23 protein-coding genes are annotated in these 21,879 nt (G+C 46.7%); 22 read left to right on the forward strand and 1 reads right to left on the reverse strand.

From position 1 onward, the window contains the following. The first annotated feature begins 10 nt into the window (after window positions 1-10). The 22 genes from flhF (at window position 11) to KJB05_RS05175 (ending at window position 20,301) form a co-directional block, all read left to right on the forward strand. Window positions 11-1,522 carry a flagellar biosynthesis protein FlhF gene (gene flhF / locus KJB05_RS05070; RefSeq protein ID WP_208446089.1) on the forward strand — a complete coding sequence of 504 codons (1,512 nt, stop codon included), beginning with the start codon at window positions 11-13 and terminating at the stop codon, window positions 1,520-1,522. A gap of 14 nt (window positions 1,523-1,536) precedes the next feature. Beyond that, a complete protein-coding gene (locus KJB05_RS05075; protein WP_005438708.1) occupies window positions 1,537-2,424 on the forward strand; it encodes a MinD/ParA family protein in 888 nt (295 codons plus the stop codon). Continuing rightward, on the forward strand, window positions 2,417-3,151 hold the full coding sequence (locus KJB05_RS05080) for an RNA polymerase sigma factor FliA (protein WP_005438709.1): 735 nt from the start codon (window positions 2,417-2,419) through the stop codon (window positions 3,149-3,151). The genes KJB05_RS05075 and KJB05_RS05080 overlap by 8 nt, the downstream gene beginning before the upstream one ends. Window positions 3,152-3,196: 45 nt before the next feature. Continuing rightward, window positions 3,197-3,565, forward strand: a complete 369-nt coding sequence (cheY, locus tag KJB05_RS05085) for a chemotaxis response regulator CheY (RefSeq protein ID WP_017635949.1) — start codon at window positions 3,197-3,199, stop codon at window positions 3,563-3,565. A 119-nt stretch (window positions 3,566-3,684) separates the two neighbouring features. Continuing rightward, on the forward strand, window positions 3,685-4,425 hold the full coding sequence (locus tag KJB05_RS05090; RefSeq protein WP_208446088.1) for a protein phosphatase CheZ: 741 nt from the start codon (window positions 3,685-3,687) through the stop codon (window positions 4,423-4,425). A gap of 9 nt (window positions 4,426-4,434) precedes the next feature. After that, entirely contained in the window at window positions 4,435-6,690 is a 2,256-nt protein-coding gene (locus tag KJB05_RS05095; protein ID WP_208446087.1) for a chemotaxis protein CheA, read from the forward strand. Between the two features lie 29 nt (window positions 6,691-6,719). Continuing rightward, on the forward strand, window positions 6,720-7,835 hold the full coding sequence (locus KJB05_RS05100; RefSeq protein WP_039985927.1) for a chemotaxis response regulator protein-glutamate methylesterase: 1,116 nt from the start codon (window positions 6,720-6,722) through the stop codon (window positions 7,833-7,835). Window positions 7,836-7,843: 8 nt separating this feature from the next. Then, window positions 7,844-8,623: a ParA family protein gene (locus KJB05_RS05105; RefSeq protein ID WP_208446086.1), complete on the forward strand. Its 780-nt coding sequence runs from the start codon at window positions 7,844-7,846 to the stop codon at window positions 8,621-8,623. Beyond that, on the forward strand, window positions 8,613-9,698 hold the full coding sequence (locus tag KJB05_RS05110) for a chemotaxis protein CheW (protein WP_208446085.1): 1,086 nt from the start codon (window positions 8,613-8,615) through the stop codon (window positions 9,696-9,698). Before KJB05_RS05105 ends, KJB05_RS05110 begins: the two co-directional genes overlap by 11 nt. Window positions 9,699-9,734: 36 nt before the next feature. Further along, on the forward strand, window positions 9,735-10,229 hold the full coding sequence (locus tag KJB05_RS05115) for a chemotaxis protein CheW (protein ID WP_005438733.1): 495 nt from the start codon (window positions 9,735-9,737) through the stop codon (window positions 10,227-10,229). 14 nt (window positions 10,230-10,243) lie between these two features. Further along, the gene (locus KJB05_RS05120; RefSeq protein WP_005438735.1) at window positions 10,244-10,735 is read left to right on the forward strand and encodes a DUF2802 domain-containing protein; all 492 of its coding nucleotides are present in this window, start codon (window positions 10,244-10,246) and stop codon (window positions 10,733-10,735) included. 198 nt (window positions 10,736-10,933) lie between these two features. After that, window positions 10,934-11,551, forward strand: a complete 618-nt coding sequence (gene ccmA, locus KJB05_RS05125; RefSeq protein ID WP_020197085.1) for a cytochrome c biogenesis heme-transporting ATPase CcmA — start codon at window positions 10,934-10,936, stop codon at window positions 11,549-11,551. A 1-nt stretch (window position 11,552) separates the two neighbouring features. Beyond that, window positions 11,553-12,221, forward strand: coding sequence for a heme exporter protein CcmB (ccmB, locus tag KJB05_RS05130; RefSeq protein ID WP_005438746.1), 669 nt, complete (start codon window positions 11,553-11,555; stop codon window positions 12,219-12,221). A 108-nt stretch (window positions 12,222-12,329) separates the two neighbouring features. Continuing rightward, window positions 12,330-13,073 (forward strand): heme ABC transporter permease, encoded by a 744-nt coding sequence (locus KJB05_RS05135; protein ID WP_009707361.1) that lies wholly within the window; start codon window positions 12,330-12,332, stop codon window positions 13,071-13,073. Between the two features lie 11 nt (window positions 13,074-13,084). Beyond that, window positions 13,085-13,291 carry a heme exporter protein CcmD gene (gene ccmD / locus KJB05_RS05140; RefSeq protein ID WP_005433154.1) on the forward strand — a complete coding sequence of 69 codons (207 nt, stop codon included), beginning with the start codon at window positions 13,085-13,087 and terminating at the stop codon, window positions 13,289-13,291. Beyond that, entirely contained in the window at window positions 13,288-13,773 is a 486-nt protein-coding gene (gene ccmE, locus KJB05_RS05145) for a cytochrome c maturation protein CcmE (protein WP_005438749.1), read from the forward strand. The genes ccmD and ccmE overlap by 4 nt, the downstream gene beginning before the upstream one ends. Continuing rightward, a complete protein-coding gene (locus KJB05_RS05150) occupies window positions 13,770-15,752 on the forward strand; it encodes a heme lyase CcmF/NrfE family subunit (protein WP_039842472.1) in 1,983 nt (660 codons plus the stop codon). The genes ccmE and KJB05_RS05150 overlap by 4 nt, the downstream gene beginning before the upstream one ends. A 3-nt stretch (window positions 15,753-15,755) precedes the next feature. Beyond that, window positions 15,756-16,310 (forward strand): DsbE family thiol:disulfide interchange protein, encoded by a 555-nt coding sequence (locus KJB05_RS05155; protein WP_005433114.1) that lies wholly within the window; start codon window positions 15,756-15,758, stop codon window positions 16,308-16,310. Continuing rightward, complete coding sequence (locus KJB05_RS05160) at window positions 16,307-16,792, forward strand: cytochrome c-type biogenesis protein (protein WP_005433110.1); 486 nt, start codon at window positions 16,307-16,309, stop codon at window positions 16,790-16,792. Before KJB05_RS05155 ends, KJB05_RS05160 begins: the two co-directional genes overlap by 4 nt. Beyond that, window positions 16,792-18,009 carry a c-type cytochrome biogenesis protein CcmI gene (gene ccmI, locus KJB05_RS05165; protein ID WP_208446084.1) on the forward strand — a complete coding sequence of 406 codons (1,218 nt, stop codon included), beginning with the start codon at window positions 16,792-16,794 and terminating at the stop codon, window positions 18,007-18,009. The genes KJB05_RS05160 and ccmI overlap by 1 nt, the downstream gene beginning before the upstream one ends. Before the next feature lie 198 nt (window positions 18,010-18,207). Then, entirely contained in the window at window positions 18,208-18,987 is a 780-nt protein-coding gene (locus KJB05_RS05170) for a VacJ family lipoprotein (protein ID WP_009707358.1), read from the forward strand. Window positions 18,988-19,107: 120 nt separating this feature from the next. Continuing rightward, on the forward strand, window positions 19,108-20,301 hold the full coding sequence (locus KJB05_RS05175) for an ISL3 family transposase (RefSeq protein ID WP_213053070.1): 1,194 nt from the start codon (window positions 19,108-19,110) through the stop codon (window positions 20,299-20,301). A gap of 77 nt (window positions 20,302-20,378) precedes the next feature. Here KJB05_RS05175 and KJB05_RS05180 read toward each other — a convergent pair whose 3' ends face one another. Further along, window positions 20,379-21,677, reverse strand: coding sequence for an outer membrane protein transport protein (locus KJB05_RS05180; protein ID WP_009707357.1), 1,299 nt, complete (start codon window positions 21,675-21,677; stop codon window positions 20,379-20,381). Window positions 21,678-21,879: the final 202 nt, after the last annotated feature.

The following is a 21,879-nucleotide window of genomic DNA, read 5'->3' on the forward strand; positions in this document are numbered from 1 at the left end:
GATTTATAGTTTGAAAATTAAACGATTTTTTGCCAAAGACATGCGAACAGCGCTGCTCCAAGTGAAAGAAGAGCTTGGTGCAGAAGCGGTGATCATGTCGAACAAGAAAGTGGCAGGCGGTGTAGAGATCGTAGCGGCAATCGACGGCGAGTCCAATGCAGCTCCGACTTCACAGGCGCACTCTCTTCCTAACCGTGGCGCAGCTCAACCAAATCGTTATAGCGAACAACGTCAATTGCCGTCATCTGCAGCAGAGCGTTATCAAGATCGCCGTTTGGATGAAGACAGAATTAGCCTAAACGCGAACAATGAAAAATCAGGCTCAATGACGCAACGTTTCGCGAACATGCTCAAGCAATACAGCAATGGTGCTGCTGAGTCAGATGACCATGTAGCAGAGAACGAAGATTCTTTGTCGGCATTACTGCAGCGCCAAAACAAGCATCGTGAAAGCTATAACCAAGAAAAGCCAGCACCATATCAACCCGATTCGCCATTGGCGAAGTTGATTGCACAAGACAACCGATTTGAGCGCCCAACACCTAAGTTGGATCCAACACGCTATGACCGTCGTCGTCCGTCGGATGAGCGAGAAGAATCTAGTAGTGAATTAGAGAACATGCGCGAAGAGATGACATCAATTCGTCGTTTGTTGGAGCACCAAGTTTCCGGTTTGATGTGGCAAGAGGTAGAACGCCGTGAACCATTGCGCGCGATGCTGATTAAGCGTCTAGAGCGAATGGGCGTTTCACCGGAGTTGGCAGATCAAATGGCTTGCTACATTCCAGAAGACACTAAGCCGGCGCGAGCGTGGAAGGCACTGCTTTCTCTCGTGGCGGATCAAATCAGCATTCCAAAACAAGACATCTTGAAGCGTGGTGGTGTGGTTGCACTGCTTGGGCCGACAGGTGTTGGTAAAACCACCACGGTTGCAAAGCTTGCAGCGCGTGCGGCAATGGAGTTTGGTGCCGACAATGTTGCCCTTGTGACAACAGATACATATCGCATAGGTGCACATGAGCAGCTCTCAATTTACGGAAGAATTATGGGTTGTCCTGAAAGAGTTGCTAAAGATTCTAACGAGTTAGCCGATGTTATATATCAGCTAAGAAACAGAAGACTGATTTTGGTCGATACGGCAGGGATGGGGCAGCGAGACGTAAGACTCTCTGAACAGCTCGATACCTTGATGCAAGAGAGCGGAGAAGTGATTCACAGCTACCTTGTTTTGCCAGCTACCGCACAACGTCGTGTTCTACAAGAAACACTGGATCATTTCCGACGCATTCCGCTGTCGGGCTGTATTTTGACTAAGCTTGATGAATCATTAAGTCTTGGCGAATTCATCAGCGTGGTGATTCAGAACGCGATGCCAGTGGCTTACATTGCCAATGGTCAGCGCGTACCAGAAGACATTGTGATAGCACAACCAAAATACATGATTGCGAAAGCAAATGAACTGTTAGAGAAGTCGACAGAGAACGAACCTCACTTTTGGAACAGTGACAGCGAAGGACTCTAGGGCGGCGGACTACTATGACTGAGAATATGATACACGATCAAGCAAGCGGCCTCCGTCGCTTAACACAACCATCATTGACTAAAGTAATTGCTGTTACTGGCGGTAAAGGTGGTGTGGGTAAATCAAACGTAACACTGGGTCTGGCGATTTGTATGGCGCGCCAAGGCAAAAAGGTGATGGTTCTCGACGCGGACTTAGGTCTGGCGAATGTGGACGTTATGCTCGGAATCCGTTCAAAACGTAACCTAGGCCATGTCCTTGCGGGTGAATGTGAGCTAAAAGATGCGATTGTTGAAGGCCCTTATGGTATAAAGATAGTCCCTGCAACTTCTGGCACACAAAGCATGACCGAGCTGTCTCACGCTCAACATGCTGGACTCATCCGTGCATTTGGTAGTCTTGAAGAAGAAATGGACGTACTGCTGATTGATACAGCAGCGGGCATTTCTGACATGGTAATTAGCTTTTCACGTGCAGCTCAAGATGTTGTGGTTGTGGTTTGCGATGAGCCGACTTCAATCACCGATGCCTACGCATTAATCAAGCTGTTGAGTAAAGAACACCAGGTTCAGCGCTTCAAAGTTGTTGCAAATATGGTCAGAAGCTACCGTGAAGGCAGAGAATTATTCGCAAAGTTGACTCTAGTCACAGAGCGCTTCTTGAATGTCAGCCTCGAACTCGTAGCATGTATTCCATTGGATGACAAAGTACGTCAAGCCGTGAAAAGACAGAAGATTGTTGTGGATGCATTCCCTCGTTCTCCTGCGGCTTTAGCGATCAGCTCATTAGCGAACAAAGCACTGACGTGGCCACTGCCTAAGACACCAAGTGGACACCTAGAATTTTTCGTTGAAAGGTTGCTAAATCGTACTGAATTGGCAGAGGACCCTTTTGGTGAATAAAGCGATTACCTATGACCAACATGGCAAATTTAATAGCCAGCAGGCGTTCATTGAACGTTACTCGGTGTTGGTTAAGCGTATTGCTCATCACCTGTTAGGCCGTTTACCGCCGAGTGTTCAGGTAGAAGATTTAATTCAGGCCGGCATGATTGGCCTTATCGAAGCTCAGCAGAATTATGATGGTTCTAAAGGTGCGAGCTTTGAAACTTATGCAGGTATCCGAATTCGCGGTGCGATGTTAGATGACATTCGCAAAGGCGACTGGGTACCTCGTTCTGTTCATAAGAACAACCGCGAAATTAACCAAGCGATCGCAGAGCTGGAAGGTGTACTAAATCGTGACCCATCGGACTCAGAAGTAGCAGCACATCTCGGCATGACACTAGACCAATATCATAGTGCGCTTACCGACATAAACTGTTCAAAACTGGTGGGAATTGAAGATTTAGGCGTCTCTGATGATGTGATTTCACCGGCTGATGAAACCGATGACAGCAATCCATTTAAGGGTGTTGCTGATGAATCGTTCAAAAAAGCACTGGTTGAATCAATAAAACAGCTTCCAGAGCGTGAAGCGCTAGTACTTTCGCTTTATTATGACGAAGAACTCAATTTGAAAGAGATTGGCGATGTGTTGGGCGTAAGCGAATCTCGCGTAAGTCAAATACTGAGTCAATCGATGCAACGTTTACGCACCAAGCTCAGTGCGTGGACACAAAATGACTAAACACACTGATTTTACGATTCAGTGGAGGCAATTTTGAATAAAAACATGAAGATCCTTATTGTTGATGATTTCTCAACAATGCGCCGTATTGTTAAAAACCTGCTTCGTGACTTGGGTTTCAATAACACTCAAGAAGCGGACGATGGTTTAACTGCATTACCTATGCTGAAAAAAGGTGACTTCGACTTTGTTGTAACTGACTGGAACATGCCAGGTATGCAAGGCATCGACCTGCTTAAACACATCCGTGCGGATGCAGAACTTAAGCACCTACCTGTTCTAATGATCACAGCTGAAGCAAAGCGTGAGCAGATCATCGAAGCAGCTCAAGCAGGCGTTAACGGTTACATCGTTAAGCCGTTTACCGCTGCAACACTAAAAGAAAAATTAGATAAAATTTTCGAACGTTTATAACTCTCTCTTTCTCTTTGTTAATCGAGTCATCACTCCTAATACCTAATACTAAAGGGTGGCTCGTTTGACGCTAAAAAAGCGAAAAGAAAGAACTAAACGTAAAAAAGGGTCTATTCAGGATGATCTCACTAGAGCAGGCGAAGTCGCTCGTTCAGATGCTAGAAAACGGGGAACAGGACCAAGCTAATGCGCTTGTTGCCTCGATATATGAAAGCGATGGGAATCCGATGCTAAAAGAAATCGGAACATTAACCCGCGACCTTCATGATTCACTTAAGCACTTCAACATCGATCAACGCATGACAGAAATTGCCAGGGCGGAAATACCTGATGCAAGAGACCGTCTGCAATATGTGATTGATAAAACTGAGTTAGCAGCAAATAAAACGATGGATGCGGTTGAGTGCTGCTTGCCTATCGCCGATAACCTGCATGAGTGCCTTCAACAAGTTCGCCCTCAATGGAACGAACTCATGCACGGACGCATTGAATTAAGCGATTTTAAAGCGCTTTGCCATCGTATCGACGAGCTGTTGGTTCAAGTCGAAGGTGATAGCACTGAATTGCGCGGTCAACTGACCGAAATTCTTATGGCACAAGACTTCCAAGACTTAACGGGTCAAATCATTCGCCGCGTGATCACGCTTGTCAATGAAGTGGAAGATCGCCTGGTTGAGATCTTGACCGTCTTTTCTGGCAATAAACCAGAAGAACCGACTCAAGTTTTGCCAGAACCGTCAGATAAAAAGATTAAACAATCAAGCGAAGCAGAAGGCCCAATTCTTAACCCTGAACAAAGGGAAGATGCGGTCTCGTCGCAGGACGAAGTCGACGACTTGTTGTCCAGTCTTGGATTTTAAAGGTAACGTATGAGCTACGATTTAGACGAAGATATTCTTCAGGACTTTCTAATTGAGGCTGGGGAAATCCTTGAGCTGCTGTCTGAGCAGTTAGTTGAACTGGAAAATAATCCAGAAGACAAAGATCTCCTAAACGCGATTTTCCGTGGTTTCCACACGGTGAAAGGTGGTGCTGGTTTCCTATCATTGGCAGAACTGGTTGATACCTGTCACGGCGCTGAGAACGTGTTCGACGTGTTGCGAAACGGCCAACGTTCAGTGACGCCAAGCCTAATGGACACCATGCTGAAAGCGCTTGATACGGTTAACCATCAATTCCAAGCGGTTCAAGATCGTGAGCCACTAGATGCGGCGGATCCTGCGTTGCTAGAAGAGCTTCACCGCCTATGCAAACCAGAGTCTGAAGACGAAGTGGTCGTTGCTGTTGAAGCGCCAGTCGTAACACCAGAACCTGTGATTCCTGAGCCAGTCATCGAACAACCTGCTGCGCCAGTTGAGCCTGCTCCTGCATCTTCAAGTGTTGGCTCTGTTGACGAAATCACTCAAGACGAATTTGAAAAGCTATTGGACGAGCTGCACGGTAAAGGTACTGCTCCAGGTGCGTCTGCATCAGCGCCAGTAGCTCTAGCTGCGCCTGTTCAAGCAAGTGCGCCTGCGGCAGATAGCGGCGACATTACTGATGATGAATTTGAACGTCTATTGGACGAGCTACACGGTGTAGGCAAAAGCCCATCAGCATCAGATGTTGCTCCAGTAGAACCACCAAAAGCACCAGAGCCGGTTGCACCAGCGGCATCTTCATTCTCAAACGACAGCGACTTAATGACGGATGAAGAGTTTGAGAAGTTACTTGATGAACTACACGGTGCTGGTAAAGGACCGACTCTTGAAGAGTTAGACTTTGCAACTAAACCTGCATCGGCAAACGCGGTACCAGAAGCGCCAAAAGCAGAACCTGTACCAGCGCCTCAACCAGCTCCAGTAGCGGCTGCACCTTCTCCAGCACCAGCTCCGGCTCCAAAGCCAGAAGCAAAACCGGTTGCGGTAAAAGAAGAAGCGAAAGCGCCAGCGGTTAAGAAGCCACAAGCAGAAGCGACGGTACGTGTTGATACTTCGACGCTAGACACCATCATGAACATGGTTGGTGAGCTTGTATTGGTGCGTAACCGTCTACTAAGCCTTGGTTTGAACAGCAACGACGAAGAAATGTCGAAAGCGGTAGCAAACCTAGACGTAGTGACTGCAGACCTTCAAGGTGCAGTGATGAAAACGCGCATGCAGCCAATCAAGAAAGTATTTGGCCGTTTCCCACGCGTTGTTCGCGACTTGGCGCGTAACCTAAATAAAGACATCGTGCTTGAGATGCGCGGTGAAGAGACCGACCTAGATAAAAACCTGGTAGAGGCGCTAGCGGATCCATTGATCCACTTGGTGCGCAACTCGGTTGACCACGGCATCGAAATGCCAGACGACCGCGCGAAAGCAGGTAAATCTCGTACTGGTAAAGTGATCCTGTCTGCATCACAAGAAGGTGATCATATCGAACTGGCTATCGTTGACGATGGCGGCGGTATGGACCCGAACAAACTTCGTGGCATCGCGGTGAAACGCGGCATGATGGACGAAGATGCGGCAGCACGCCTGTCAGATAAAGAGTGTTTCAACCTGATCTTTGCACCAGGCTTCTCAAGCAAAGAGAAGATTTCAGATATCTCTGGTCGTGGTGTAGGTATGGACGTGGTTAAAACCGCGATCAACACCCTAAACGGCTCTATCGATATCGACTCTGAGCTAGGCAAGGGCACTAAGATCACCATCAAAGTTCCACTAACACTGGCGATCCTTCCAACACTGATGGTTGGTGTAGGCGGTCATCCGTTTGCTCTGCCACTGGCGTCGGTGAACGAGATTTTCCACCTAGATCTAAGCCGCACTAACGTGGTCGATGGTCAGTTGACGATCATCGTGCGTGATAAATCTATCCCATTGTTCTACCTACAAAATTGGTTGGCTTCTAAGTCTCCACGTGTACAAGAGCGTACAGGCCACGGTCATGTTGTTATCGTACAGATCGGTAGCCAACGCGTTGGTTTTGTAGTGGATACATTGATCGGCCAAGAAGAAGTGGTGATCAAGCCGCTAGATAACCTATTGCAAGGCACGCCAGGTATGGCAGGTGCGACGATCACCAGTGATGGCCACATCGCATTGATTCTTGATGTGCCAGACCTACTTAAGCAATACGCTGCAGCTTCGCGCATCTAAGCGAAGCTGGAGTCGATAAAAGGAATAAAATGGCGATTAAAGTACTAGTCGTTGATGATTCGAGTTTTTTCCGTCGTCGCGTTAGCGAAATCATCAACTCAGAATCGCGCCTAGAAGTGATTGACGTTGCGGTAAACGGCAGAGAAGCGGTTGAGAAAGCCAAAACGCTCAAGCCTGACGTCATCACTATGGATATTGAAATGCCAGTCATGGATGGTATCACTGCCGTTCGTGAAATCATGGCTGCGTCTCCTACGCCAATCCTGATGTTTTCGTCCCTGACTCACGATGGGGCGAAAGCAACGCTTGACGCACTAGACGCGGGTGCGTTGGATTTCTTACCGAAAAAGTTCGAAGACATTGCCCGCAACCGTGATGAAGCGGTGTCACTGCTTCAACAGCGAGTGATTCAAATAGCGTCTAAGCGCGCGTTTATGCGTCGTCCAATTGCGCGACCAGCGACTGCAGCGACCAGTTCGACAGCACGTCCTTTGGCTTCTCGTACTGCTGCGCCGACTGCATCTGCGCCAAGCCGTCCGATGGCAGCGAAATTCCGCGCATCAGGTAAGAAGTATCAGCTAACAGCGATTGGTACGTCGACTGGCGGCCCTGTTGCGCTACAAAAAATTCTGACTCGTTTGCCAGTTAACTATCCACATCCAATCGTGCTTATCCAGCACATGCCAGCAACATTCACAGCGGCATTTGCAAGTCGTCTTAACACGCTATGCAAAATCCAAGTGAAAGAAGCGCAAGATGGTGATGTGTTGCAAGCGGGTGTGGCTTATCTTGCCCCAGGCGGCAAACAGATGATGGTTGACGGTCGTGCTGGTGCTGCTCGTCTTCGTATTATCGATGGCGGCGATCGCATGAACTACAAACCGTGTGTCGATGTAACCTTCGGTTCTGCTGCAAAAGTCTACGGCGACAAAGTGTTGTCGATGGTACTGACAGGCATGGGCGCTGATGGTCGTGAAGGTGCACGTATGCTGAAATCAGCAGGTTCCACCATTTGGGCTCAAGACGAAGAAAGTTGCGTCGTTTATGGTATGCCACAAGCGGTTGCGAAAGCGGGCATCTCTACTGAAGATTTACCACTTGAACGCATTGCAGAGCGCATGCTGGTGGAAGTGGGCTTAGCGTAGGAAAGATCATGATCGTTTGGAGTGTAGCAAACCAAAAAGGTGGAGTAGGTAAAACCACATCAACCGTGACATTAGCTGGTCTATTGAGCCAAAAAGGTCACCGAGTGTTGATGGTGGATACCGATCCGCACGCGTCGCTGACGACTTATCTTGGTTATGATCCGGATGCCGTAACAACAAGCTTGTTCGATCTTTTTCAGCTGAAGACGTTTTCACGTGAGACGGTAAAGCCGTTGATCTTAGAAACGGATCTTGAAGGTATGGACATCATTCCTGCGCACATGTCGCTTGCTACGCTAGACCGCGTAATGGGCAACCGTAGCGGAATGGGTTTGATCTTGAAGCGTGCCTTACAAGCGGTTGAGCAAGACTACGATTATGTGTTGATTGACTGTCCGCCGATTCTCGGTGTGATGATGGTTAACGCACTAGCAGCTAGTGACCGCATCTTGATTCCGGTTCAAACTGAATTCCTTGCGATGAAAGGTTTGGAGCGCATGATTCGCACTCTGACCATCATGCAAAAGTCTCGTCCGGGTGGCTTCAAAGTGACTATCGTTCCGACTATGTACGATAAGCGCACGAAAGCCTCGTTGCAGACACTGACTCAGCTAAAGAAAGACTACCCGAATCAGGTGTGGACTTCAGCGGTGCCGATTGACACCAAATTCCGTGATGCGAGCTTAAAGCATCTGCCAGCTTCGCATTTTGCTTCTGGTAGTCGTGGCGTGTTTGCTTACAAGCAACTGTTGATTTATTTGGAGAGGTTAGCGTTCGATGAGCAATAACGACGTACTTTCCAGTGAACAAGCACTCGATGATTACTTCAGTGCTTTGCTTGGCGAAGAGGTCGAAGTTATTGAGCAAGAAGAAGAGCTTGACTTGCTCGCTCAAGAACTATCATCTGCAGAGCCAGAGCCAGAGCCAGAGCCAGAGCCAGAGCCAGAGCCAGAGCCAGAGCCAGAGCCAAAATTACAGCTGCAATACGCAGAACCGGAGTCGTATCAATACAGTGATTCGTACTCGCCAGAATTAGAAGCACCTAATCTGCAAGACGTTCAGCGATTGCTTAGCCAACTTGAGTCCACCAACGTGGTGGCAGAGTTGGATATTGATGACATTCTGGAACAAAACACCATTGATATTGCGACTGAAGCAAAAGCAATGGAGACAGAAGTTGAAATCGAAACAGCGGTGGAAACCGTTGAAGAAATTCAAGAGTGGGTGATCGACGAAGAGCCGGCACCGACTGTTGAGGTTGAAAAAACTGAGCCAGTTTGGGAGCGACCAGAAATTGAAATGGTTGAACCCAAAGTTGATGTTGAAGTGGAGATTGAACAGCACACTGAGACAGAAACAGAACTGGAAACCGAAGCGGGTGCAAAGTTATCCAATACTTGGGAGAGCACGCAGCGTAGCGCGGACTTTCAAGTGCTTTACTTTGATGTAAATGGTGTGACTTTTGCGGTGCCGCTTGATGAGTTAGGTGGTATTCACCGCATCACAGAGCTGAACCACTTGATTGGTCGCCCTGCATGGTACTTGGGTTTGCAAACCAGTCGTGAGCAACAATTTGATGTCGTCGACACTGCAAAGTGGGTGATGGCGGATAAGCTTCGCGACGAAAACTACAAAGATAACTACCAATACGTCGTCATGCTTGGTGAAAGCATGTGGGGGTTGGCCAGTAACCAATTGATGGGTACTGAAACGCTCAATATCGACAAAGTCCGTTGGCGTGAACAAGCGGGCAAACGCCCTTGGCTAGCGGGCATGGTGAAAGAAAAAATGTGTGCTTTAATTCATGTCCAAGCACTTATAGACATGCTAAACGCGGGTTTAGATGTAAAATCACTGAATTAGATTTTTGGTCGGGAACGACATTAACGAGGATTAACTATGTCTCAAGCTTTTGAAGTAGAAGTGAAGAAAGATACATCGAACGACGAAGTTCTTCAGTGGGTGACGTTCCAACTAGAAGAAGAAACGTACGGCATTAACGTAATGCAAGTTCGTGAAGTTCTTCGCTACACAGAAATCGCTCCAGTTCCAGGTGCGCCAGATTACGTGCTAGGTATTATCAACCTACGTGGCAACGTTGTAACGGTTATCGATACACGTTCACGTTTTGGCCTAATGGAAGGCGAAGTAACAGACAACACGCGTATCATCGTGATTGAGTCTGAGCGTCAAGTTATCGGTATTCTAGTAGACAGCGTTGCTGAAGTGGTTTACCTACGTTCTTCTGAGATCGATACAACACCTTCTGTAGGTACTGACGAAAGCGCGAAGTTCATCCAAGGCGTAAGCAACCGTGACGGTAAGTTGCTTATCCTTGTTGATTTGAACAAGCTGCTAACTGATGACGAATGGGATGAGATGGCTCACCTATAATTGGCTGATGAATCATGGCTGAAGAAACCTTGCTATCTTTGCCGCTCATATTGGGTGGCCTAGCGTTTGTATTCTTAGTGCTGCTTTTGCTTCAACTGCGCGTGCGTGCGGGTTTGCAAAAGCAGATGGATCAGCAACGTGCACAGTCACGCCATGCTGACAAAGAAACACAAAAACTAAACAAGCAACTGTTGGAAGTGCGTTCAGTGGTGGTAGGCCTAGGTCAAAAAGTGACTGAACAACAAGATGTGATTCAACATCTTAATGAACGCATTCGTGAACTTGAACACGCAGATACAGACGGACGTTTGTACAGCCGCGCTTCGAAAATGGTTCAACTTGGTGCCGACATCAATGAGTTGATTGAAGAGTGTGAATTGCCAAAAGCAGAAGCAGAATTGATGCTTTCGCTGCAGAAAAAACTGGCAGGGAAAGAGAAAATCCCACCGCTAAGCAGTCAACCCTCTGATGACCCGACTTATCCACCCCGTGGAAGACGTCGATAAAGATAAAAAAAGAAGCTTCGGCTTCTTTTTTTATTTTTAAAATAAAAACTTATAATCACTTATGGTTATTTTTATCAAAATGTGACTATAAGTTAACAAAAACTCACGAACTTACATACATCATCGCTTTCTTATCCTGTTTTGTCACAACTAAGCTGTGCTAATATAGCGGCTCGTTCATTTTTTAGTTGAAGCCCTATGTTAGAAGTCTCTAACCTAACTGCGATCCGTGATGACAGGGTCCTGTTTGAAAACCTGCAATTCGAAATCAAGCCTGGTGAATTGGTCCAGATTGAAGGACGCAACGGCACAGGCAAAACCACATTGCTGCGTATCGTGACAGGGTTAGGGGACAGAGAAGAAGGCACCATTAAATGGAAAGGCGAAGAGGTTGAAAAATCTCGTGACGTTTTCCATCAAGACCTTCTGTTCTTAGGGCATCAAACTGGCGTTAAACGCGAACTTACCGCGTTTGAAAACCTGCGCTTTTACCAATCTATCCATAATAATCGCTCCTCCGATGAAGAAATCTTTGCTGCTTTAGCCCAAGTAGGGCTTGCGGGTCGAGAAGATGTGCCTGTAGCACAGCTTTCTGCTGGCCAACAGCGTCGTGTGGCGTTGGCAAGGCTTTGGCTAAGCAACCAAATCCTATGGATTCTGGACGAACCTTTAACTGCAATCGACAAACAAGGCGTGAAAGTGCTAGAGGCACTGTTTGTTAGCCATGCTGACAATGGCGGCATCGTCGTGCTAACCACGCACCAAGATATGTTTGCAGACAGCCCGAAACTTAGAAAAATAAAACTGGGTGATTGATATGATTTCGGCCATGACAACCATTATTCGCCGTGAGCTTCTGATCGCATTTCGTCGTCAAGCGGACATTTTGAACCCATTGTGGTTCTTCATCATTGTGATCACACTTTTCCCTCTTAGCATCGGTCCTGAGCCTAATTTGTTAGCACGTATTGCAGCTGGCATTGTTTGGGTTGCTGCTCTGCTGTCCGCCTTATTATCATTAGAGCGTCTATTCCGTGATGATTTTCAAGACGGCGCACTAGAGCAAATGATGCTAATGCCAATTCCATTGCAACTTGTTGTGATTTCTAAGGTCATAGCTCACTGGTTGTTAACGGGATTGCCTCTGATTTTAATCAGCCCATTGTTGGCAATTCTGCTTTCTCTTGATTTCAACACTTGGCTGTCTGTCGTACTGACTTTAGTGATTGGTACGCCGACGTTGAGTTTTATCGGTGCCATTGGTGTGGCACTGACGGTTGGGTTGCAAAAAGGCGGCGTTCTTTTGAGTTTGCTCATTCTTCCGCTCTACATCCCAATTCTGATTTTCGCTACGTCCGCGATTGATGCTGCAGCACTAGGTATGGCGTATAACGGACAACTGGCGATTTTAGGCGCAATGTTGATGGGGGCTGTCACCCTCACACCGTTTGCTATCAGCGCAGCACTGCGAGTTAGTGTTAACTAACTCAATAAATGCGATTTAAGCGACGTTTGATCAAAGAATTATTATTAAAGCACTGCTACGGTCTCGGCCCTCTGGACAGTGTCCCTGAAGTAAGAGTGAGAACTTAACATGTGGAAATGGCTACATCCTTATGCCAAGCCTGAAGCAGCTTATCACCTGAGTGGTAAGTTCCTACCTTGGTTTTCTGTATTGGCCCTCGTATGCCTAACAGTTGGTACTGTCTGGGGCCTTGCATTTGCGCCTTCTGATTACCAACAAGGTGACAGTTTCCGAATCATCTATATCCATGTACCTTCGGCTATTTGGTCGATGGGTGTTTACATGTCGATGGCCATTGCCGCATTTATCGGCTTGGTTTGGCAAGTGCGCCTGTCTGACATGGCAGCATTGGCTATGGCGCCGATCGGTGCAGTATTCACCTTTATTGCTCTACTAACGGGTGCCGTTTGGGGCAAACCTATGTGGGGTACTTGGTGGGTATGGGATGCACGCCTTACTTCCGAATTAATTCTTCTATTCTTGTACCTTGGTGTTATTGCACTTTACCACGCATTTGATGACCAAAAGACCGCCGCAAAAGCCGCAGGTATTTTGGCTATCGTTGGTGTGGTGAATCTACCAATTATCCACTTCTCAGTTGAGTGGTGGAACACGCTTCACCAAGGCGCGACTATCACCAAATTTGAAAAACCATCGATCTCATCCAACATGCTTTGGCCTTTGTTGCTGAACATTTTTGGTTTTGCGTTCTTCTTTGGCGCGGTAACGATGGTGCGCTTCCGTAACGAAATTATCAGCAAAGAGAGTCATCGCCCTTGGGTGCAAAAACTCGCAGCTGAAAAAACTCAGTGAGGTAATTGATTATGCATTTTGATTCTCTGAGCGAACTATTTGCCATGGGTGGCTACGCAGGTTACGTATGGAGCGCGTTTGGTATTACTTTCTTATCTATGCTCATTCTTTTGATTTCGAGTATCCGCCGTGGGGATGCGTTGTTAAAAGAAGTGAAAGCGAAAATTGATCGTCAAGCGCGTATCGACGCGGCGAAGAATATGGAGAACACGTTATGAACCCGAGACGTAAAAAGAGGCTAGGCATTGTTTTAGCGATCTTTATCGGTATTAGTGCAACCATCGGTTTGATGCTTTACGCACTGAACCAAAACATGGATCTATTCTACACGCCGACGGAATTGGTAAACGGTAAGCCAGACGGCACAAAGCCTGAGGTAGGCCAGCGTCTACGTATCGGTGGTATGGTTGTTGAAGGTTCAGTTCGTCGTGATCCTGAATCTCTAAAAGTAAGCTTTGAACTGCACGATGTCGGTCCTGAAGTGACCATCGTTTATGAAGGTATCCTTCCTGACTTATTTCGTGAAGGTCAAGGTATCGTTGCTCAAGGTGTTCTTGAAGACGCAACAACCGTAAAAGCTTTTGAAGTGTTGGCAAAACACGATGAAGAATACATGCCACCTGAGATTGCAGAAGCAATGAAGAAGACTCATGAGCCTTTGCAGTACACAACTGAACAAAAACAAGGAAGCGGCCAATGATTGCTGAAATCGGTCACTTTGCCCTCATACTCTCGCTAGCAATGGCATTGTTGCTCAGCGTATTGCCGCTATGGGGTGCATCAAACAACAACACCATGCTGATGAACACAGCACGACCGCTTTCGTGGTCGATGTTCATCATGCTGTTTTTCTCTTTCGTTATTCTGTGTTGGGGTTTCTACACCAACGACTTTACGTTGCAATACGTAGCAAGTAACTCAAACAGCCAATTGCCTTGGTACTATCGTCTGACTGCGGTTTGGGGTGCGCACGAAGGTTCATTATTGCTTTGGGTACTTATCCAAGCAGCATGGACAGTGGCGGTTGCTACTTTCAGTCGTGGCATGCCACAAGAATCGGTTGCACGTGTACTTGCGGTAATGGGCATGATCTCAGTGGGCTTCCTGCTGTTTATCATCCTGACGTCAAACCCATTCCTACGCACGTTGCCGTTCTTCCCGGTCGATGGACGTGACTTGAACCCTCTTCTTCAAGACCCGGGTTTGATCGTTCACCCACCTATGCTTTACATGGGTTACGTAGGCTTCTCGGTTGCGTTCTCGTTTGCAATTGCGTCTTTGATGACTGGTCGTCTTGATACTGCTTGGGCTCGTTGGTCTCGTCCTTGGACAACAGCAGCTTGGGTATTCCTAACACTAGGTATCGCGCTAGGCTCTTGGTGGGCTTACTACGAACTTGGCTGGGGTGGCTGGTGGTTCTGGGATCCAGTAGAAAACGCGTCATTCATGCCTTGGCTAGCGGGTACAGCGCTGATGCACTCTCTAGCGGTAACCGAAAAACGCGGTACATTTAAAGCTTGGACTGTTCTACTGGCGATCTCGGCATTCTCACTAAGTTTGTTGGGTACCTTCTTGGTTCGTTCCGGTATCTTGGTATCGGTGCACGCGTTCGCGTCTGATCCATCACGCGGTATGTTTATTCTAGGTTTCCTAGTCTTCGTAATCGGTGGCTCACTCCTGCTATTCGCAGTGAAAGGGGCAGCGGTTCGCGTACGTGGTAATTTCGATTTGGTGTCGCGTGAGAACGCGCTGCTTGCTAACAACGTGCTTCTGATTGCTGCGCTAGTCGTCGTATTGGTTGGTACATTGTTGCCATTGGTTCACAAACAAATTGGTCTTGGTTCAGTATCTATCGGTGCACCATTCTTCGACATGCTGTTCGCATGGCTGATGATGCCGTTCGCTTTCCTATTGGGTATTGGCCCTATGATTCGTTGGAAGCGCGACAATCTATCTAAGCTTATCAAGCCAATGATTGTTTCTGGTGTGCTTGCTTTCACACTAGGTGCAGTGTGCGTATTCCTGTTCGCAGACTTCTTCTCAGCGATGGCTTACATCGGTTGGGTAATGGCAATCTGGATTATTGCAATGCATGGCTTTGAGTTGTACGAGCGTGCTACTCACCGTCACAGCTTTGGCGAAGGTGTTCGTAAACTTCAACGTAGCCACTGGGCAATGATGCTTGGTCACATCGGTCTAGCTGTTACTGTGATTGGTATTGCGATGGTGCAAAACTACAGCATCGAACGTGACGTGCGTTTGGCGCCAGGTGAGCACTTCAAGATTTACGGTTACGATTTCTACTTCTCAGGTTTACGTGACAAAGACGGTCCAAACTACGATGGTTACATCGCGGACTTTGAAATCACCAATGACGGTAAGTACGTGAACACGCTACACGCTGAAAAACGTTTCTACCGCACGGCGAAGTCAATGATGACAGAAGCGGCTATCGACCGTGGTATCACTCGCGACCTATACATCGCAATGGGTGAGCGTCTAGACGATAACCGTTCTTGGGCAGTACGTATTTACTACAAACCATTCGTTCGTTGGATCTGGGCTGGTTCATTGATCATGTCTTTAGGTGGTGCGCTTGCTATTTCTGATAGACGTTACCGCTTCCGCAAAACGGCTAAGAAAGATGAAAAGTCAAAGCTAGCGGAGAAGGAGGCGTAAGAAATGAATAAGAAAGTCCTATTTATCCCGTTGGTGGCGTTCATGGTACTGGCGGGTATCTTCGCAACTCAGTTGGTTCGTAACCAAGAGGGTGACGATCCAACAAAATTGGAATCAGTACTAGTAGGTAAGCCTGTACCTGAGTTCCATCTGGAAGATTTGGCGGAGCCGGGCAAGCAATACGATCAATCGATCTTCAAAGGTGAGCCTTTGCTACTTAACGTTTGGGCGACTTGGTGTCCAACGTGTTATGCAGAGCATAAATATCTAAACGAGCTTGCTGGTAAAGGTGTGAAGATCATCGGTATGAACTACAAAGATGATCGCAACAAAGCAGTGGGTTGGCTAAACGACCTAGGCAACCCATACCTAATCAGCTTGTTTGATGGCAGCGGCATGCTAGGTCTAGACCTTGGCGTATACGGCGCTCCTGAAACATTTATCATCGATGCAAATGGCGTGATTCGTTACCGCCATGTAGGTGACGTAAACCCTCGCAACTGGGCGGAAAAACTAGAGCCGCTTTACACCAAGTTGGTTGAGGAGGCGAAGCAATGAGAAAGTTTATCTTAGCGGCATTGGCTGCAATGACATTCTCTCTTGCTGCCCACGCAGCGATTGAAGTTTATGAGTTTGATAACCTAGAGCAAGAGCAGCAGTTCAAAGAGCTAGGCCATACTCTGCGTTGTCCAAAATGTCAGAACAACACTATCTCAGATTCGAATGCGGAATTGGCTCAAGACCTACGCCACAAGGTGTACGAAATGACCAAAGAAGGTAAGTCGAAGGACGAGATCGTGGATTACATGATTGCTCGTTACGGTAACTTCGTAACTTACAATCCTCCGTTTACCTTTGCGACTGCAATTTTGTGGCTAGGCCCACTAGCAGTGGTATTAGGCGGTTTTGGTTTGATTGTGCTACGTAGCCGTAAATCCAAAGCAAAAGCAGTTCAAGCAAGCAATGAGCAATGGGACGAAGAGAAAGAAGCGCGCCTCAAATCATTACTTGATGAAGAGAACAACGGAGATAAGAAATAATGACACTATTTTGGGTTTCAACCGTTGTTCTTACGCTTGTGGCATGCGCATTGATTGCATTGCCACTGCTAAAGCAAAAAGCCAACAACGATGAAGTGTTACGTGATGAGCTAAACAAGGCGTTCTATAAAGACCGTCTATCTGAGCTTGCTGAAGAAACAGACGAAGGTCTGGTGGAAAGCGAAGACGATCTGATTTCGGATCTAAAGCAGTCGCTACTTGACGATATTCCGGGTGATAAAGCGCAAAAAGAAACAAAGGTTTCTCCTATTGCAGTCTTAATCCCATCAGTCATTCTGACAGTAGTTTTAAGCTACGGTTTGTACTACAAGTTTGGTGCATCTCAAGATGTGATCAAGTGGCAAGAAGTCAACGAGAACCTACCAGAGCTTTCTAAAAAGCTAATGTCTGCGTCATCTGAACCTTTGAGTGAAGATGAAATGGCTGACCTATCTTTAGCACTGCGTACTCGTCTGCATTACCAGCCTGAAGACTCAACGGGGTGGTTGCTACTAGGTCGTATTGCTTTGGCTAACCGTGACGTGACGACTTCTATTGATGCGATGGAAAAAGCGTACAAGCTAGAGCCAAAAGACCCAGATGTTCAACTTGGTTACGCACAAGCACTGATGCTTTCTCAAGACGAGATGGATCAAGCAACGGCTCGTTCTCTGCTTGGTAAACTGATGCAGCAGGATTACGTTGATCTACGTGTATTCTCGCTACTAGCGTTTGATGCATTTGAGCGTCAAGACTTCCCTGCGGCAATCAAATACTGGGGCATCATGCAGCAAATGATTGGTCCAGAAGACAGCCGATACGAAATGCTAGGCCGCAGTATCGAAAGCGCACGCAAGCAAATGGGCGAAGCGGTTTCTCCAGACAAGAGTGTGGCGGTGACGATTAACGTTGCGCCAGAAGCTCAGTTGGATTCAAACGCAGTATTGATCGTTTCAATCCACCGTGCAGACGGTTCTCCGATGCCAGTTGCAGCAGCTCGCTACCCATTAGGTACATTCCCTCGTACAGTGGTACTGGATGATGGTAATGCGATGATGGACGGACAGAAGCTTTCTTCTCTAGAGAAGCTGATGGTTCGTGTTCGTGTCGACTCTGATGGCAATGTGGCGACTCGTGACCAAGATTGGCACGGTGAGAGCGCCGTGGTTGATTTCGGTCAGCCAGTTGAAGTGATGATCGATAAACAGTATCAATAAGCATAATCGTCTCTGATATTTGACACTTAGTGATTGCCATCTCTGTTTTGTGGTATGACTAGCAACTATCGAGTAGAATGAAAAAGGCCAGCGATTGCTGGCCTTTATTTATATACCCAAGTGACTTTTCTTTCGGTGCTTACCGTTGTTATATCAAAAGGTTGCTTAGGTATATTAATAGTCGTTATGGAACGAAGAATGTATAACAAGGGTAAATCCATCTTCTTGTTACTGTTCGCAGTTGGACTGGTTGGCTGTTCAAGTGCGCCCGAGGAGGCAGTAACTGAAGAAAACGAAACGAATCAAACCACTTCTGATGCTTATGATCCATTAGAAGGCTTCAACCGCGCAATGTGGGACATCAACTACGATTACTTAGACCCGTATTTGGTTCGTCCGATCTCTCTTGCGTACGTTGATTACACACCAGTGCCGGTTCGTTCTGGTATTGCTAATTTCTTAGCAAACTTAGATGAGCCAGCAAGTGTGGTAAACAACCTTGTTATGGGTAATGGCACTAAAGCCGTTGATCACTTTAACCGTTTTTGGATTAACTCCACGTTCGGTATTTTCGGTTTATTCGATATTGCAACGGCCGCAGGTATTACTAAATACGACAACAAAGAATTCAGCAGCGTAGTCGGGCACTATGGCGTTGGTAACGGCCCATACTTTATGATTCCTGGTTATGGTCCATATACGCTACGTGAAGTGACAGATACTGTAGATGGTATGTATGTACCCTTGTCTTACCTTAACTTCTGGGCGGGTCTAGGTAAGTGGGCACTTGAGGGCATGGAGAAACGTGCGCTATTGGTTCCACAAGAAGCACAGCTTGAAGCATCCCCAGATCCATATGTGCTAACGCGTGATGTTTACTTACAGCGTCAAGATTTCAAAGCGGAAATCAACAATGTTGATGAAGTGGATGAAGACGAAGAAGCATACTTGGACGAGTACTTAGAAGAAGACTTCTAATCGCTTCAGCAAATAGCAAAATAAAAAGGTTCATCGCGGATAAGCGGGAACTGAAAACAAAAACGGTAGTAAGTGATAGAGTTTTATCGCCAAACAAAACCTACACAAACTACCGTTTTCATGTCGAATCATACTTTCCTATCTTCATTCTGGGAAGGCTTTCATATAGTAAAGTCTCATCAGACGCCATCATTAATAAAGCTCACTCTCAAACCTAACTCTATCGCTAGGTGTCCGTGCGGGCTTAAAGCTCAAGCCATACATGAGTATCAATGGCGTAACGTGAAGGAAGCCACACTGCTAGGAGCTCCCGTTGAACTGTCCGTTCAAACCCGACGCATCAAGTGCAGCCACTGCGGCATTAAAACAGAACAACTATCTTGGTTGGAACCCTATGCTCGTATCACTAACCGCCTACGAAGCTATATAGAACAGTTGTTGCCCCTGCTACCAATCAAACATATAGCCCAAGTGACTGGTGTTCATTGGCACACAATCAAAGAGATAGATAAACGTCGGCTTCAACAGGTAGTACCGCCAGTTAAATGGGGTGAATTAAGGCAACTCGTCATGGACGAGTTCGCCATTTTTAAAGGGCACCGTTACGCGACAGTCATTGCAGATGCGAAAAGTCATCAGGTTATCTGGATAGGGCTAGGTCGTAGCCGCAAGGATATTCGACCGTTCTTTGAACAATTAGGCGAGCACGGAAAAAATATCGAAGCAGTAGCAATGGATATGAATACGGCTTTTGACCTTGAAGTCCAAGAGCATTGCCCAAATGCCCGTGTCGTTTATGACTTGTTCCACGTTGTTGCTAAGTTCGGTCGTGAAGTGATGGATAGAGTCAGAGTCGACCAAGCCAATAAGCTAAAACAGGATAAAAAAGCAAGGCAATGGGTCAAGCGTTCGCGCTGGGTATTATTGAAAAATAAGGATAATTTAAATACACAACAGGAAAGCTACCTCACAGAAATATTGAATATGAATCAGGACTTGATGACAACCTACTTACTGGGTGCGCAATTAAAAGAGCTATGGCGTTGCGGCTCTGAACTTCAGGCTAAAAACCTGTGGCAGGTATGGTTGGGACAAGTGAATGAGAGTGGAATTAAGCCGCTCAAAGAGTTCGCTCGAAAGCTCCGTCCATACCTTCATGGGATCACTGCTTCAGCAAGCTACCCGCTGAATACCTGTACGCTTGAAGGGATAAATAACAAGATAAAGTTAATTAAGCGGATGGGATATGGCTATCGAGATACTGATTACTTCTTCTTAAAGATAAAAGCGGCTTTCCCCGGAAAGCCGCGATGAACCAATAAAAAGGCTTGGTTTTCACCAAGCCTTTCTTTTTATCGTTAACTTTCTTTTATCGATAATTCGCGTTCAGATTAGAACGTGTAGTTCGCTTGAACACCGATTAGCCATACGTTACCAGTTACTTCACCTGTAAACGCGCCACCTAGAAGAGCTGCTTCGTTATCAGACGCATCGCGAGGTTCGCTGATAGATGCATCTTTAGCAAAGATGTAAGTGAAGCCTGCGTCTAGCGTTAGGTTTTTAGACCATTCGTAACCAGCACCAACACTTAGCCATAGACGATCAGTTTCTGGAATAGTCGTTGTACGGTACTTGTCATCAACCGCTGACATGTCGTAAGCAACGCCTGAGCGCAGTGTCCATTTTTGGTCAAGCTTGTAAGTAGTACCTACAGCAAAGCGGTAGTTGTCTTCCCAGTTTTCAGATTTGATTAGATCTGATTTGTCTGGGAAATCTGCCACTAGCTCTTTAAAGCTGCTCCAATCAGTCCAGTTAATGCTCGCGTGAACTGCTAGTTGGTCACTTAATTGGTGGAAGCTTGCTAGTTCCGCTGTTGCTGGCAATGTTAAGTCCATTGAGCCTGCTTTTTTAGCGTTAGGGTTGATTGGGTTGAATGCCCAGCCCGTTGCATGACCTTCTAGTGTTAGATCTACTGCTGATTTGTAAGCAAAGCCAAGGCGGTTGTTGTCATTGATTTGCCAAGCTGCACCAACTTGCCAACCCCAAGCGGTATCGTCACCTTCCATGTATTTTAGCGTTGTTTGAGGCTTTAAGTTCTTAGAAGGAATTGCAGGGAAGTGGTTTGGTACTGATGCACCAATGCTGCCGTCTGCGATGATGTAACGAATACCACCACCAATGCTTAGTGCTTCATTCAGTTTGTATGCCGCGTTCAGGTTTGCTTCCATCGACGTTACGCTCGCTTCGTTACCAAAGTTAGCCGCCGCGAAATCTTTACCTAGATCCGTTTCCATACCGTAGTTAGTACCAAACGCCAGACCAATAGCAAACTTGTCGTTGTACTGATGAGATAGGTAGAAGTTAGGGATAACAGCGTCGTGTGCAAAGTCATGTGAGCTTGCTGGAAGAGTAGCACCACCACCAACATGCATTTGACCGTCAACATCTACATTTGGGTTTACGTAAATAGCGCCAACAGACACTTGTGTGCCTTCTAGGTAAGTTAGCATTGCTGGGTTACGCCATTGTGCACTTGCGTTATCAGCCATTGCTGCTTCACCAGCGTATGCACGACCTAGACCTGTCGCAGAGTATTCTGCAAGTTGGAAACCTGCTGCGTTTGCAACGCCTGAAGTACTAAGTAGGCCGAATGCCACTGCTGTTGATAGGAGAGTCTTGTTGGTTTTCATTGTAATGTTCGCTGAGTTATTTATAACGTGGAGCGAAAGTTTACGACTAGAGTTATTACTTTAAAAATGAAAAGCCAATAAAACAGTGTTTTCAGTCCTATAATCTATTTATATAGAGATATGTAGATGATCTATCTAACTGTAACGGCTGTGTGAAAAAATTTCAGCGAACACCTGTGAGTCATAATTATGGCTTTTGATT

The sequence above is a fragment of the Vibrio sp. B1ASS3 genome (assembly GCF_905175355.1).
Lineage (GTDB): Bacteria > Pseudomonadota > Gammaproteobacteria > Enterobacterales > Vibrionaceae > Vibrio > Vibrio owensii.

Bases quoted from the DNA above. Each gene is read 5' to 3' on its own strand.
- ccmB (WP_005438746.1), top strand. From the start codon at position 11,553: ATGATTTCGGCCATGACAACCATTATTCGCCGTGAGCTTCTGATCGCA.
- KJB05_RS05075 (WP_005438708.1), top strand. From the start codon at position 1,537: ATGACTGAGAATATGATACACGATCAAGCAAGCGGCCTCCGTCGCTTA.
- cheY (WP_017635949.1), top strand. From the start codon at position 3,197: ATGAAGATCCTTATTGTTGATGATTTCTCAACAATGCGCCGTATTGTT.
- KJB05_RS05095 (WP_208446087.1), top strand. From the start codon at position 4,435: ATGAGCTACGATTTAGACGAAGATATTCTTCAGGACTTTCTAATTGAG.
- ccmA (WP_020197085.1), top strand. From the start codon at position 10,934: ATGTTAGAAGTCTCTAACCTAACTGCGATCCGTGATGACAGGGTCCTG.
- KJB05_RS05155 (WP_005433114.1), top strand. From the start codon at position 15,756: ATGAATAAGAAAGTCCTATTTATCCCGTTGGTGGCGTTCATGGTACTG.
- ccmD (WP_005433154.1), top strand. From the start codon at position 13,085: ATGCATTTTGATTCTCTGAGCGAACTATTTGCCATGGGTGGCTACGCA.
- KJB05_RS05170 (WP_009707358.1), top strand. From the start codon at position 18,208: ATGTATAACAAGGGTAAATCCATCTTCTTGTTACTGTTCGCAGTTGGA.
- KJB05_RS05150 (WP_039842472.1), top strand. From the start codon at position 13,770: ATGATTGCTGAAATCGGTCACTTTGCCCTCATACTCTCGCTAGCAATG.
- KJB05_RS05110 (WP_208446085.1), top strand. From the start codon at position 8,613: ATGAGCAATAACGACGTACTTTCCAGTGAACAAGCACTCGATGATTAC.
- KJB05_RS05105 (WP_208446086.1), top strand. From the start codon at position 7,844: ATGATCGTTTGGAGTGTAGCAAACCAAAAAGGTGGAGTAGGTAAAACC.
- ccmE (WP_005438749.1), top strand. From the start codon at position 13,288: ATGAACCCGAGACGTAAAAAGAGGCTAGGCATTGTTTTAGCGATCTTT.
- KJB05_RS05160 (WP_005433110.1), top strand. From the start codon at position 16,307: ATGAGAAAGTTTATCTTAGCGGCATTGGCTGCAATGACATTCTCTCTT.
- KJB05_RS05180 (WP_009707357.1), bottom strand. From the start codon at position 21,677: ATGAAAACCAACAAGACTCTCCTATCAACAGCAGTGGCATTCGGCCTA.
- KJB05_RS05120 (WP_005438735.1), top strand. From the start codon at position 10,244: ATGGCTGAAGAAACCTTGCTATCTTTGCCGCTCATATTGGGTGGCCTA.
- ccmI (WP_208446084.1), top strand. From the start codon at position 16,792: ATGACACTATTTTGGGTTTCAACCGTTGTTCTTACGCTTGTGGCATGC.
- KJB05_RS05115 (WP_005438733.1), top strand. From the start codon at position 9,735: ATGTCTCAAGCTTTTGAAGTAGAAGTGAAGAAAGATACATCGAACGAC.
- KJB05_RS05135 (WP_009707361.1), top strand. From the start codon at position 12,330: ATGTGGAAATGGCTACATCCTTATGCCAAGCCTGAAGCAGCTTATCAC.
- KJB05_RS05175 (WP_213053070.1), top strand. From the start codon at position 19,108: ATGTCGAATCATACTTTCCTATCTTCATTCTGGGAAGGCTTTCATATA.
- KJB05_RS05090 (WP_208446088.1), top strand. From the start codon at position 3,685: ATGATCTCACTAGAGCAGGCGAAGTCGCTCGTTCAGATGCTAGAAAAC.
- KJB05_RS05100 (WP_039985927.1), top strand. From the start codon at position 6,720: ATGGCGATTAAAGTACTAGTCGTTGATGATTCGAGTTTTTTCCGTCGT.